The organism is Thermostichus sp. OS-CIW-31, from assembly GCF_054060305.1.
Map to the genome: position 1 here is coordinate 12957 of NZ_JBSSDA010000023.1, position 12603 is coordinate 25559.

Consider the following 12603-nt stretch of genomic DNA (forward strand, 5'->3'; position numbering starts at 1 on the left):
CGGAGTCCTCAGAGGGGGGAATGGATGCAACAGAGCCAGAGACTGAGCCAGATGCTGTTTGTAACGCTGCGGGAGGATCCCGTTGAGGCCGAGCTGCCCAGCCACAAATTGCTGCTGCGGGGCTGCTTTATCCGGCGGCTCTCCCCAGGGATCTACACCTATCTGCCGCTCCTCTGGCGGGTGCTGCAAAAGATCTCGGAGATTGTCCGGGAGGAGATGAACGCCATCGGCGCTCAGGAGTGTCTTTTGCCCCAGCTGCAGCCGGCAGAGATCTGGCGGGAGTCGGGCCGCTGGGAGGTGTACACCCAGGCGGAAGGGATCATGTTTGCCCTTAAGGATCGCCAGGGACGTGAGCAGGCCCTAGGCCCCACCCATGAGGAGGTGATCACCTTGCTGGCCCGGGATCTCATCCGCTCCTATCGCCAGTTGCCGCAGACGCTCTACCAGATCCAGACCAAGTTCCGGGATGAGATTCGACCCCGCTTTGGCCTGATGCGAGGGCGGGAGTTCATCATGAAAGACGCCTACTCCTTCCATGCCAACGAGGAAAGCCTGCGCCAGACCTACCAGGATATGTACCGAGCCTATAGCCGCATCCTCAGGCGCTGTGGGCTGGAGTTTCGCGTGGTGGATGCTGATGCCGGGGCGATCGGGGGGCCATCGGCGGCCTCGCAGGAGTTTATGGTGCTGGCCTCTGCCGGAGAAGATGAGATTCTCTACACGCCCGATGGCTCCTATGCTGCCAATGTGGAGAAGGCCGTCTCCATCCCGCCGCCAGCGGCAGAGTCTCCCTACACCGCCTTCCAGGTTCTGGATACGCCGGGAACCGAAACCATCGAGAAGCTGGCCGCTTTCCTAAAAATCTCCTCTACCCTGATCGTTAAAAACGTCCTCTACCAAGCCCTCTACGACAACGGCCTGCGGGTGGCAGTGCTACTGAGCATCCGTGGGGATCAAGAAGTCAACGAGGTCAAACTGGCCAACCACCTCAGCCGCCTGGCAGAGCGCTACCAAGCCAGCAAATTGCTCAAGCTCGCCTTGGCCGATGCCGAGATCCAAAACAGTTGGCAGGGGGATCCCATCCCGGTGGGCTACATTGCCCCCGACTTGCCGGATAGCTGTCTGGGCCGGCAAAAAAACCTTGCCCCCCAGATCCTGCGCTTGGCCGACCAGACGGCAGCCCTGCTGCAGAACTTCGTAACCGGCGGCAACCAGGTGGGGCAGCACGTGGTGGGGGCCAACTGGGGCGAGCAATATCCCCTGCCGGAAGTGGTGGATGTGCGCAAGGCACAGGCGGGGGATCGGTGTTTGCTCAACCCCGACCAGATCCTGGAAACGGCCCGTGGCATCGAGATCGGCCATATCTTTCAGCTAGGCCTCAAGTTCTCGCTGCCAATGCGGGCCACCTTTACCGACGAACAGGGATCCGAGCAGCCCCTCTGGATGGGCTGTTATGGCATTGGGGTATCCCGCTTGGCCCAGGCGGCGGTGGAACAGTCCCACGATGCCAACGGGATCATCTGGCCCGTGGCCATTGCCCCCTATCACGTAGTGGTGGTGGTGCCCAACATCTCCGACGCCGAGCAGATGAGCGTGGCAGAGAAACTGGTGCAAGATCTCGCTGCTGCCGGCATCGAGACCCTCTGGGATGACCGGGACGAGCGGGCCGGCGTCAAGTTCAAGGATGCAGATCTCATCGGGATCCCCTATCGCCTCACCACGGGGCGCAGCCTCAAACAAGGCAAGGTGGAACTCAGCGAGCGGGCCAGCGGCCAAGCCACGGAAATTCCCATTGAAGAAGTGGTGACCACCCTGAAAGAGCGGATTGAAGCAGCCCTAGCTGTGCCAGACTGAGCGTGGTTTCTCCTGAACTCCATGCTGAACATCTCCATTCTTAAAGAAGACGAATCCTATACTTTTCGCTCTTATTTTGAGATGCCCTACGAGCCGGATGAAATCTTGGCTCAGTTTGGCTATCGACTGGAAATTGGGGAGTGGACATGGCCTGTTGCCCCTGCGCCGCCGCAAACCCCAGTTTTGAAAGATCGGATCCGACAATTGTTACCTTTGGTTAGCCTCACCAGCGAAACAGCGCGGCGGGAATTGCTGGTGGCTCCTGTGCTGACCGAAGTGGCTCTCCATTGTCGAGTTCCTTTGCGGCTGGAGTATCCCCTGATGGTCAACAATTGGTTGAAGGGCAGCCTCGATTATCTGTTGCGAGGGAAGAACATCCTGCTGGTGGTTGAAGCCAAAAAGGACGATCTAACGCGGGCCTTTGTGCAAATGGCTGTAGAAATGATTGCCCTGGCGCAGGTGGAGCAGCAGGCTCAGATCTACGGTGCAGTGACGATGGGGTCTATCTGGCAGTTCGGACAAATTCTTGCCCATCAGCAGATGATCAAACAAGACTTAACGCTGTATCGAGTACCTGAGGAGCTGGAAACCATTGCCGGCATTCTCACTGCCATGGTCAGCAACCCTAGCCAATCGTGAATTAAAAGCGTGAATTAAAAGTAAGTCATGGATCGAAAAACAGTCTGGTTTGCCCTGAAGTTGATGCTGGCTGCTGCCGGGATCAGCACAGCCATCAAGTATGGTGGCCCTTACTTGGCCTTGCCGGAGCAAATGCCAGTGGTGGTCGGGATGATCGTTTTGCCCACCTTGATCATGGCCGGGATCCTGTGGCGCTGGCAAATGCAGTCTCCTCTATCCAAAACTCCCCTACAAGCCGGCAAGGGATCCCTGGCAATGGAAAACGATAAGGCCCTCACCCCCAGCCCCTCTCCCGGAGAAGAGAGGGAAGTCTGAACTGCTGGACATGGAAGGCTGCCCAGATCCCTTGATGGGTGGGGGGAAGGCTATCGGGATGGATTGGGATCCCTTGAACCCCTACTGCTGGGTAAGGCGCAGGGTTACCGTTGGGCTGGTTTGGTTGCCGGAAGTGGCCGTGAGATTCACCTGATACACCGTGCCAGAGGCCGGAATGGGAGGTCGAACGGTGATTGTGAAACGGCCCTGGGCATCTGCCTGCACCGTTTGGTTGGTCACGGTCTGTTGGGCGCTGATGATGCCGCCCAGAGAAGTAGAAGCCGTTACATTCACCCGCACCGAAGCATTGGGAGCTGTAGTGCCCTGCAGCGTAAACGAAGAGCCGGAAACCCGATCCCCATCCCGCAGGTTGGTGATCTGAGGCAAGAGTGGGCCGGGGGCGCTGACCGTGGCGGAAACCTCTTGGGTGGTCAGCCGCTGGATGCCCCCGGTGGCCCCTTCGATCAGGCGGGCCGGTTGTTCGGCGGTCATGAAGCGCACTTGGCCGCCATTTTCCAAGCGGGCGACGACGATCCCCTCACGGGTGGTATCCTTCGCCTCGATTAGGGCATTCACCACATAGGTGCCGCTGGAGACTTCCTGAGCCGGCAGGGTTTGCACTTGCCGTCCATCTTGGATGAGGTAAACCGTTACCCGGCTGGAAGGAGTGCCTTTGACGGTAACCAGCAGGATTTCCCCGGCTGCCAAGGGGCGACTGCCGGCATTGTGATCCACCAGGTCGATGGAAGCGCGGACAGGGCTGCCCACAGTGAAGCTCCAAGTCACGCGGCGGGTCACCCCCTGGGTATTGGTGAACTCCAGCAAGACTTCCCGACGCCCCGGCGGCAGGGGTTGGCCAGGGCGATAGGTGAAGAAATCGCGGGTAATCACCGACTGGGAAGTGACGTCTTGGCCATCCAGGAAAACCCTCACCGTTTCCGGACGCACGCTGACTCCATCTTGGCTGCGAAAAGAAGCCGAGATTGGCGAGGTGGGCTCAACATTGGTGGCCGCTTGAGCTGGGCTGGGATCCGTAATTTGCTGAGCCCTTGCAGGCAAGCTCGACAACCCCACAACCGCAGCACCGATCACCAAGGCCCGGGGAAACCAGGAATACAAGTTATCGCTCATGAGACCATCCAAGAAAAAGATAGAGTACAGACAGACTACACAGGCAACAAGCCCAGAGAAAGGCTAAACAGAGTCCGGCAGAACATCGGCCTCGATATCCTGTTCGAATCCTGTCACAGGGGATGGCCCCTGTCGATACGCCTAAACCTCTGATCGGCTCTCCAATAGACTCAATCCCAGCGTCAAAACCGGGCAAAGTCAACTGCCATCTACCGTGTGGGATCCCATGTCCATCCTGGCAAAATCCAGAAGATGACTGTAGGTGAGAATGTAAGGGATCCCTTTGAAGGATTTGACTTAACTTGTGTTCGATGGGTAATCGATGGGTATCAGCTCATCTCAATTCACAAAAATAGCCCCTGTCGCTTGCAGATCGAGGCAGTGGTCGCCGGAGACATCGTTGACCAGGCGCACTTCTACAGTGATCACGTTGAAAGAATCCACGCTCACCTGGTAGCCCACAGGAGCCAACATCGGCGTGTTGATGGCCATGCAATTGGGGATCAACAGGTTGCTCAGGCGCAACGTTTCGCCGGCAGGCAGTTCCGAGACTTTCTGGCGGGGATCGGTAAAGCCGTATTCCAAAGGCAGACCGGTGCGATTGCGGATCACCAGCTCTGCCGGCAGGTCGGGGTTGAAGCGGGCCACTGGGCGATCAAAAACCAATTGATCGACACCCACCGGTAAGCGCGGCAACGGCACGGTTTGGAAGGTGGGCTGAGCGGCAACCCAGAGGGATCCCTGCAACAACCCTCCGCCAACCCAGCCGCCCAGCAGAGTCGCCAACGTCAAAACCATTCTTTTGCTCCGTTCTGCATAGCTCATGGCTTTCGCCTCAGGATGTGCTTCCAGACTGGTGGGAGTTGGATCCCTTGCCTGCTTGTATTGTTCCCAAAAACGGCTGGCCGGGCCAGATGGCTGCTGTTTTTTCCAGGGTATGCCCCAACCAGCTAAGATCCCGTGGGGGGGAAGTTAAGTTAGAGTTGGCAATGCAAAGGGAGGCATGGCCATGCCAGCAGAACCGAAAAAGTCGGAGAAAAACTTCTCGTGGAAGGGCAGTGCCGACGCGGGCCGGGCGCTGACGATTTTGGCTGCCGTGGGAGCCGCGGTGATTTTACTGGCGGGGTTCCTACAGTAGGCAAACAGTAGGCAAAGCTGTTTGTGTCTGCAGCCGGCACAAGCACCTCAGCACGGCGGCGGAAGCCAAAGTTTCTTCTTCAAGGCGATTTCAAGGCGATGGTGGCAGCCTGCTCGACTTCCAACTTGCCTTCAAGGATCATCCCCGCCATGGTTGAAGATGTCCTCAAGGCAAAGGTGTTGTCTGCGGGGCAGGAAGCCGCCCTCGACTGCGTTCTCCGCCATGGCTGCCCTACAGAAAGAAGCAGATCCGGATGCTTTGGAAGTCCTGCTGATTGGTTGATGCGAGGTTCGCTACGCCTGTCCGGGTCACGCCGCTGGGCAGCAGGCTCAACAGGGAAAAAAGCCCAGCAGAGAAGGGATCCCTGCTGAGCCCCTTGAAAGCGCCGAGGAAGGGGTAAAGTGCCCTCAGCCCAGCAGCCGGCGGGCAGTGTTGAGCACGTTCTCCACCGTGAAGCCGAACTTCTCCATACACACCGGGCCGGGGGCGGAAGCGCCAAAGCGATCGATGCCAATGGCCACCCCCTCAAACCCCAGGTACTTGTGCCAGCCGAAGGTGCAGCCTGCCTCGACGGAGACGCGCTTGGTGACGTTGGGGGGCAGAACGGAATCGCGGTAGCTCTGGGGCTGGGCCTCAAACAGCTCCATGCAGGGCATAGAGACCACCCGCACCGCCCGGCCTTCCTGCTTTAGTTGGGCGGCAGCTTTCACTGCCAGCTCCAGTTCAGAGCCGGTGGCGATCAAGATCAGCTCTGGGTTGGGGGCATCCACCACCACATAGGCCCCTTTGGCTACGCCTTCAACAGAGGTGCCCTCCACCGGGTTGACCGCCTGCCGGGTGAACACCAGCACAGAAGGGGTGGTCTTGGCTTCTAGGGCCACCTGGTAAGATCCCACCGTTTCGCGGGCATCCGCCGGGCGCAGCACATAGAGGTTGGGGATAGCCCGTAGGGAAGCCAGTGTCTCAATGGGCTGGTGGGTGGGGCCATCTTCTCCCAAGGCGACGGAGTCGTGGGTCATGACGTGCAGCACCCGCACTTGCGAGAGGGCCGATAGGCGGATGGCAGGCCGCATGTAGTCTGTGAAGATCAAAAAGGTGGCGTCGTAAGGGATGAGGCCTCCATGAAGCGCCATGCCGTTGGCGATGGCTCCCATGCCGTGTTCCCGCACCCCAAAGCGGAAGTTGCGCCCCTCGTAAGATCCGGCCTGAAACTCTGGGATCCCTTTTAAATAGGTCATGTTGGAGTGGGCGAGATCTGCGGATCCCCCCAGCAGTTCCGGCACCGCTTTGGCCAAGGCATTCAGACAAAACTTGGAGAGGTTGCGGGTGGATTCTCTGCCGGTTTCGGCAATGGGGGCCAGCGCTTCTTTCCAGCCCACCGGCAGCTCCCCGGCCATGATGCGCTTGAACTCGGCGGCCTCTTCGGGGTAAGCCTTCTCGTAGGCGGCGAAGCGCTCGTTCCACTCCGCTTCGGCTTTGGCCCCTTTCTCGATGGCCTGGCGGAAGTGGGCCAGCACCTCGTCGGGAATGTAAAACTCCGGCTCCAGCGGCCAGCCCAGGTTTTGTTTGGTGAGCTTCACCTCTTCCGGCCCCAGGGGTGCCCCATGGACGCTCTCGCTGCCGGCCTTGTTGGGGGATCCGTAGCCGATGGTGGTCTCGACAATAATCAAGGACGGCTTGTTGGTGACTTCCTTGGCTTTCTGGATGGCCTCGGCGATCCCTTTCAAGTCGTGGTTGCCATCCTCTACTTTTTGCACATGCCAGCCGTAGGCTTCATAGCGTTTGCCCACATCTTCCGTAAAGGCGATTTCCGTTCTGCCGTCGATGGAGATGTGGTTGCTGTCGTAAAGCATGATCAGCTTGCCCAGTTGCAGGTGGCCGGCCAGAGAAGCTGCTTCAGAAGCCACCCCTTCCATGTTGCAGCCATCGCCCAAGATCACGTAAGTGTAGTGATCCACAATGGTGTAACCGGGCTTGTTGAAGCGGGCGGCCAGATGGGCCTCGGCAATGGCCAACCCTACCGCATTGCCCACCCCTTGCCCCAGCGGGCCGGTGGTCACCTCCACCCCCGGAGTTTCAAAGTTTTCCGGGTGGCCGGGGGTTTTGGAGCCCCACTGGCGGAACTGCTTAATGTCCTCCAGGCTTACATCGAAGCCGGTTAGGTGCAGCAGCGCGTACTGCAGCATGCAGCCGTGCCCCGCCGAGAGCACAAAGCGATCCCGATCCACCCACTTGGGGTTGCGGGGGTTGAACTTCATGAACTGCTGCCACAACACATAGGCCATGGGTGCTGCTCCCATCGGCAGGCCAGGGTGGCCGGAGTTGGCCTTCTGAACAGCATCCACCGCCAAAAAGCGAATCGTATTGATGGCAAGTTGTTCCAGAGAGGGAGGAGCAGCAACAACCATGTGGGATCCCTATCGCTCGACATTTGCTTTCCAGTATGCCGTGTTTTGGGTCTTGCTTCCGAGGCGCTAGGGATCAATTGGGCCGGGAAATTGGCTTTGTCCAAATTCCAACGGGGCCAAATGGCAGGCTAAGCTGAGTGATACCGTCGCTGCTGTTTTGTGTTGGAGCACTTCTTTGACCGTTGTTTCTTCTTCTCCTGGCGGCAAACCCTCCTGGCTGCGGGCCAAGGCCCCTCAACGGGTGGGATCCGTCCAGCAACTGCTGCGGGACTTGGGCCTAAACACGGTTTGCGAAGAGGCTTCCTGTCCCAACCTGGGGGAGTGCTTCGCCAACGGCACCGCCACCTTTTTGATCATGGGCCCGGCCTGTACCCGCGCCTGCCCCTACTGTGATATCGACTTCACCAAACGCCCCCTGCCCCTGGATGCCACCGAACCCCGGCGGGTGGCGGAAGCAGTGGAGCGCTTGGGGTTGCGCCATGCGGTAATTACATCAGTGAATCGGGACGACCTGCCCGATGGGGGAGCCGGCCAGTTTGTGGCCTGCATTGCGGAAATCCGCCGCCGCATGCCCCAGACCACCATCGAGGTCTTGATCCCAGACCTATGTGGTAACTGGCAGGCGCTGCAGCAGATCTTGGCCGCCCGACCGACGGTGCTCAACCACAATACCGAAACGGTGCCCCGCCTCTATCGCCGTGTACGCCCGCAAGGGAACTACGAGCGCTCCCTCAAACTGTTGGAGTTGGCACGGCAATGGGATCCCGGCCTGTACACCAAGTCGGGGGTGATGTTGGGTCTGGGAGAGACAGCCGAGGAGATCTTGCAGGTGATGCGGGATCTGCGCCGGGTGGGTTGTGACATCCTCACGCTCGGCCAATACCTGGCGCCCAGCCCCAAACACCTGCCGGTGGAGCGCTACGTTCCCCCCGAAGAGTTCGACCATTGGCGACGGGTGGGGGAAGAGCTGGGCTTTTTGCAGGTGGTGTCCTCCCCTCTCACCCGCAGCTCTTACCATGCCGAGGCTGTGCAAGAGTTGATGCAGCGCTTTCCCAGGAGGAGCTCCTGAGCGCTGGGGCCTCGCCGGCTGCCCGACCTTGTGGGTTGCGCGAGAGAAGAACCCTACTCTGAGATTGGCTCAAGGCCGGGTTTCAGGGCGGCTACAACGTCAGGGATCCCACCTTGTGCTCTATGAGCTGCGCCAGATCTTGCAGGAAAGCCGCCGCATGAGCCCCGTAGATGACACGGTGATCGCAGGTGAGGTTCACCTGCATTTGGGAACGGATGGCAATGGCTTTTTCCGGCGTCGCCACCACCGTGGGGCGAGAAGCGCCGATGGCCAAAATGGCCCCTTGGCCAGGCGGCAAAATGGCGTCGAAGCGATCCACCCCAAACATGCCCAGGTTGGAGAGGGTGAAGGTGCCGCTGGTGTACTCCTCTGGCTGCAGTTGCTTACGCCGCGCCCGCTCCACCAGATCCTTCCAGCGGCGGGAGATCTCATACAGATCCAGCCGGTTGGCTTGCTTTAGGACAGGGGTGATCAGCCCGCCATCCTCCATGGCCACGGCCACGGCGATGTTGATATCCGATTTGTAATGGATGCCGTTTTCTGTGTAGCTGGCATTCAAAAGGGGATGCTTCTCCAGGGTCAGGGCCACCGCTTTGACCAAAAGGGCCGTCAGGGTCACCCCCTTAGGCTTTACCTGTTGGTACAGCTGATCCAAGTTGTCGGTGGTGATGGTGTAGCCGACGTGGAACACCGGCACGCCAAGGCTGGCGTTCATATTGCGCACCACCGCCGCTTGTAAAGTGCTGAGGGGAACCGTTTCTCCCAAGGGGACAGCCGCAGGAGTTGGGGACGTAGGGGCTGGGGCAGAGGGGGCAGCCACTGCAGGAGCGGAAAGGGCCGCTGCCCGCTCCACGTCTTCGGCTATGATGCGACCGTTGGGGCCGGAGCCGCGCACGGTGCGCAGATCGATCCCCAGGCTTTCCGCCAATTTTTTCGCCCGCGGGGAAGCCACGACCCGCTGGGATCCGGCGCCATCCGATCCATTTGGCAGTGTAGAGGTGGGGGTTGCCGCAGGGGCAGGACTTGTCGGCTGAGCTGCAGAGGCGCGGTCTGCGCTAGGTGGAGCCGCAGGGGTAACGCCAGCAGCGAGGGCTTTGGCTTTTTCCTGAGCTTGGGCCACTTCCGCTTCGCTTTCGGCAATCAGGGCAATGGGGGCGCCCACCGGGGCTGATTCCCCTGCCGGCACCAGGATACTGGCCAGGATGCCGCTGTGGAAGGACTCCACGTCCATGTCCGCTTTGTCGGACTCCACCACCAGGATGTTTTCTCCTTTCTCCACGCGGTCGCCGGGGTTCTTAAGCCAGGTGACGATCTTGCCCGTTTCCATGGTGGAGCTGAGGGCCGGCATGGAGAGTTCGTGGATCATCGATGGGGATGGGAACACAGCAGAAGAGATTGTAACTCAGGAGACGGGATCCCCGCGCACGTCCCTGGGCCGGCTTTGGGCTCACCGGGTGCCAGCCGCTTCTGCTTCGGCCACCACCAGCAGGGTTTTCAACAGGGAATCGGGGTTGAGGCTGATGGAATCGATCCCCGCCTGCACCAGGAAGCGGGCGAAGTCGGGGTAGTCGCTGGGGGCCTGCCCGCAGATGCCGATCTTGCGGCCATGGCTTTTCACCGTCTGGATCACCTGGGCGATCATCCGCCTGACGGCCTCGTGGCGCTCGTCAAAAAGGTGGGCCACCAGGGCTGAGTCGCGATCCAGGCCCAGAGTGAGCTGGGTGAGGTCGTTGGAGCCGATGGAGAAGCCGTCGAAGATCTGGCAAAACGCGTCGGCCAGGATAACATTGCTGGGCAATTCACACATCACGTACACCTGCAGACCGTTTTCTCCCCGCACCAGGCCATGGCGGGCCATCTCCTCCAGCACCCTGTGTCCCTCTTCCGGCGTGCGGCAGAAGGGGATCATCAAGATGACGTTGGTCAGGCCCATCTCATCCCGCACCCGTTTCATGGCTCGGCACTCCAAGGCAAAGCCCTCGCGGTAGCGGGGATCCGTGTAGCGGGAGGCCCCCCGCCAGCCAATCATGGGGTTTTCCTCGTGGGGCTCGTAGCGGGATCCCCCCAACAGGTGGGCATACTCGTTGCTCTTGAAATCCGACAGCCGCACGATCACCGGCTTGGGGTAAAAGGCGGCAGCAATGGTGGCCACCCCCTGGGCCAGCTTGTCCACAAAGTATTCAGGCTTATCGGGATATTGGGCGGTCAGCTCCGCCAGGCGCGGCTCCTCTTTCACCGCCTGCTCGTAGTTGAGCAAAGCCAGCGGGTGGACCTGAATGTGGTTGGCAATGATGAACTCCAGCCGCGCCAGCCCCACGCCATCGCAAGGGATCCCGCTGAGGCCGAAGGCTTTTTCTGGGTTGCCCACATTCATCATCAGCTGGGTGCGGGGACGGGGCAGCTCCTCCAGCGGGATCTCCGTCACCTCATAGGGCAACAGGCCCGGGTAGACCCGCCCTTCTTCCCCTTCAGCGCAGGAGACGGTGATGGGATCGCCAGAGTGCAGCACCTGCGTGGCGTTGCCGCAGCCAACAATGGCCGGGATCCCCAGCTCGCGGGCGATGATGGCCGCATGGCAAGTTCTGCCCCCCTGGTTGGTGACGATGGCGCTGGCCTTTTTCATGATTGGCTCCCAGTCGGGATCCGTTTTTTCGGTCACCAGCACCTCGCCGGCCTGAAACTGATCCGAGCGGCGCACATCCAAAATGACGCGGGCTGTACCCTGGCCGATGGCCTCGCCCACCGCCCGCCCCCGCACCAGAGGCTCGGGCTGCGCCCCAGGCTGGGTGAAGCGATAGGTGGTCAGCTGGTTGGCCCCTTTTTGCGACTGCACCGTTTCGGGGCGGGCCTGGACGATAAACAGCTCGCCGGTGAGGCCATCTTTGGCCCACTCGATGTCCATGGGGGTGAAGCGGCCCCGCAGCGCCGAGTAGTGCTCTTCGATCAGGCAGGCCCACTGGGCCAATTTGAGGATTTCCTCATCCCTGAGGGCATATTGCTTGCGCAGGCTTTCGGGGACGGCCACGTTTTTGGTGGAACGGGATCCCCCCTCGTCGTAGACCAGCTTCAGGGCCTTGCTGCCCAGCTTGCGGGAGAGGATGGGGCGCAGTCCCTGCTTGAGGGTGGGTTTGAAGACCACGTACTCATCGGGGTTGACGATCCCTTGCACCACGTTTTCCCCCAGACCATAGGCGGCGGTGATCAGCACTGCGTCTTTGAAGCCGGTTTCCGGGTCGATGGAGAACATCACCCCCGAACAGGCCAGGTCGGAGCGCACCATCTTCTGCACCCCCACCGAAAGGGCCACTTGAAAGTGGTCAAAGCCCTTGATTTGGCGGTAGGAGATGGCCCGGTCGGTAAACAAGCTGGCAAAACAGTGGTGACAGGCATTGAGCACTGCCCGCACTCCACGCACGTTCAGGTAGGTCTCCTGCTGGCCGGCAAAGCTGGCATCCGGCAAGTCTTCTGCCGTGGCACTGGAGCGCACCGCCACATCGGTGTCGGGGCCGTAGCGCTCGCACAGCTTCTGGTAGGCTTCGGCGATGGCCTGCTCTAGCTGAGGGGGAAAGGGAGTTTGCAAGATCAAGGTGCGGGCAGCCTTGCCCCGCTCGCGCAAATTTTGGACATTCTCAATGTCTAAGTCTTTGAAAATCTCCTGCAACTTCTCCTCTAGGCCCGCAGAGGCGATGAACTGGCGATACGCATGGGCGGTGGTGGCAAATCCTGTCGGCACCTGGATCCCCTTTGAGGTGAGCTGCTGCAGCATTTCTCCCAAGGAGGCGTTTTTCCCGCCCACCTGGGCAACGTCCCGCAGCCCCACCTCCGTCAGGGGCAAGACCAAAGGCGGCTCTGAGCCAAGCTGGGGTTGAGAGGGTTGCTGAAGCTGGGATCCCCTGGTTGCTCCATCCGACATGCCTTACCTCCTTCTTAGATCCATTGAGCCAACGCCAATTGCTGGGGTGTGCTGTGTTGTCGGCTTGGGATCGCTCCCGGCTCTCCTATGCCAACACTCGGCCCAACTCATTCTTGGTGGGCCATAGCCTCACTCT

The 12603-nt window shown here is 60.2% G+C and carries 10 protein-coding genes; 5 read left to right on the forward strand and 5 right to left on the reverse strand.

Translation table 11 applies throughout. The annotated features are described in order from the left end of the window. The first annotated feature begins 24 nt into the window (after positions 1-24). Genes ACVWY9_RS12140 through ACVWY9_RS12150 form a run of 3 tightly spaced genes read left to right on the forward strand, consistent with a single transcriptional unit; the run spans position 25 to position 2808 of the window. On the forward strand, positions 25-1854 hold the full coding sequence (locus ACVWY9_RS12140; protein ID WP_414407100.1) for a proline--tRNA ligase: 1830 nt from the start codon (positions 25-27) through the stop codon (positions 1852-1854). A gap of 21 nt (positions 1855-1875) precedes the next feature. Further along, the gene (locus ACVWY9_RS12145; RefSeq protein WP_457388587.1) at positions 1876-2493 is read left to right on the forward strand and encodes a hypothetical protein; all 618 of its coding nucleotides are present in this window, start codon (positions 1876-1878) and stop codon (positions 2491-2493) included. Between the two features lie 27 nt (positions 2494-2520). Then, on the forward strand, positions 2521-2808 hold the full coding sequence (locus tag ACVWY9_RS12150; protein ID WP_457388589.1) for a hypothetical protein: 288 nt from the start codon (positions 2521-2523) through the stop codon (positions 2806-2808). Positions 2809-2889: 81 nt separating this feature from the next. Here ACVWY9_RS12150 and ACVWY9_RS12155 read toward each other — a convergent pair whose 3' ends face one another. Together ACVWY9_RS12155 and ACVWY9_RS12160 are read right to left on the reverse strand one after the other, a co-directional pair. Then, entirely contained in the window at positions 2890-3939 is a 1050-nt protein-coding gene (locus ACVWY9_RS12155) for a hypothetical protein (RefSeq protein ID WP_457388591.1), read from the reverse strand. Between the two features lie 339 nt (positions 3940-4278). Further along, entirely contained in the window at positions 4279-4764 is a 486-nt protein-coding gene (locus ACVWY9_RS12160) for a hypothetical protein (protein ID WP_414344337.1), read from the reverse strand. Positions 4765-4942: 178 nt separating this feature from the next. On the opposite strand from ACVWY9_RS12160, the gene ACVWY9_RS12165 reads away from it, so the two are divergent. Then, complete coding sequence (locus tag ACVWY9_RS12165; RefSeq protein ID WP_414351941.1) at positions 4943-5077, forward strand: hypothetical protein; 135 nt, start codon at positions 4943-4945, stop codon at positions 5075-5077. 407 nt (positions 5078-5484) lie between these two features. On the opposite strand, the gene tkt is transcribed toward ACVWY9_RS12165, so the two are convergent. Further along, a complete protein-coding gene (gene tkt, locus ACVWY9_RS12170; protein ID WP_414407544.1) occupies positions 5485-7485 on the reverse strand; it encodes a transketolase in 2001 nt (666 codons plus the stop codon). Positions 7486-7660: 175 nt separating this feature from the next. On the opposite strand from tkt, the gene lipA reads away from it, so the two are divergent. Next, on the forward strand, positions 7661-8554 hold the full coding sequence (gene lipA / locus ACVWY9_RS12175; protein ID WP_457388594.1) for a lipoyl synthase: 894 nt from the start codon (positions 7661-7663) through the stop codon (positions 8552-8554). A 91-nt stretch (positions 8555-8645) separates the two neighbouring features. Here the strand turns inward: lipA and ACVWY9_RS12180 are convergent, their stop codons facing one another. Further along, on the reverse strand, positions 8646-9920 hold the full coding sequence (locus ACVWY9_RS12180; protein ID WP_457388596.1) for a dihydrolipoamide acetyltransferase family protein: 1275 nt from the start codon (positions 9918-9920) through the stop codon (positions 8646-8648). Between the two features lie 81 nt (positions 9921-10001). Next, the gene (gene ppsA, locus ACVWY9_RS12185; RefSeq protein ID WP_457388598.1) at positions 10002-12467 is read right to left on the reverse strand and encodes a phosphoenolpyruvate synthase; all 2466 of its coding nucleotides are present in this window, start codon (positions 12465-12467) and stop codon (positions 10002-10004) included. Between the last annotated feature and the right edge of the window lie 136 nt (positions 12468-12603).

Bases quoted from the DNA above. Each gene is read 5' to 3' on its own strand.
- ACVWY9_RS12145 (WP_457388587.1), top strand. From the start codon at position 1,876: ATGCTGAACATCTCCATTCTTAAAGAAGACGAATCCTATACTTTTCGC.
- ACVWY9_RS12165 (WP_414351941.1), top strand. From the start codon at position 4,943: ATGGCCATGCCAGCAGAACCGAAAAAGTCGGAGAAAAACTTCTCGTGG.
- ppsA (WP_457388598.1), bottom strand. From the start codon at position 12,467: ATGTCGGATGGAGCAACCAGGGGATCCCAGCTTCAGCAACCCTCTCAA.
- ACVWY9_RS12160 (WP_414344337.1), bottom strand. From the start codon at position 4,764: ATGAGCTATGCAGAACGGAGCAAAAGAATGGTTTTGACGTTGGCGACT.
- ACVWY9_RS12155 (WP_457388591.1), bottom strand. From the start codon at position 3,939: ATGAGCGATAACTTGTATTCCTGGTTTCCCCGGGCCTTGGTGATCGGT.
- ACVWY9_RS12140 (WP_414407100.1), top strand. From the start codon at position 25: ATGCAACAGAGCCAGAGACTGAGCCAGATGCTGTTTGTAACGCTGCGG.
- ACVWY9_RS12180 (WP_457388596.1), bottom strand. From the start codon at position 9,920: ATGATCCACGAACTCTCCATGCCGGCCCTCAGCTCCACCATGGAAACG.
- ACVWY9_RS12150 (WP_457388589.1), top strand. From the start codon at position 2,521: ATGGATCGAAAAACAGTCTGGTTTGCCCTGAAGTTGATGCTGGCTGCT.
- tkt (WP_414407544.1), bottom strand. From the start codon at position 7,485: ATGGTTGTTGCTGCTCCTCCCTCTCTGGAACAACTTGCCATCAATACG.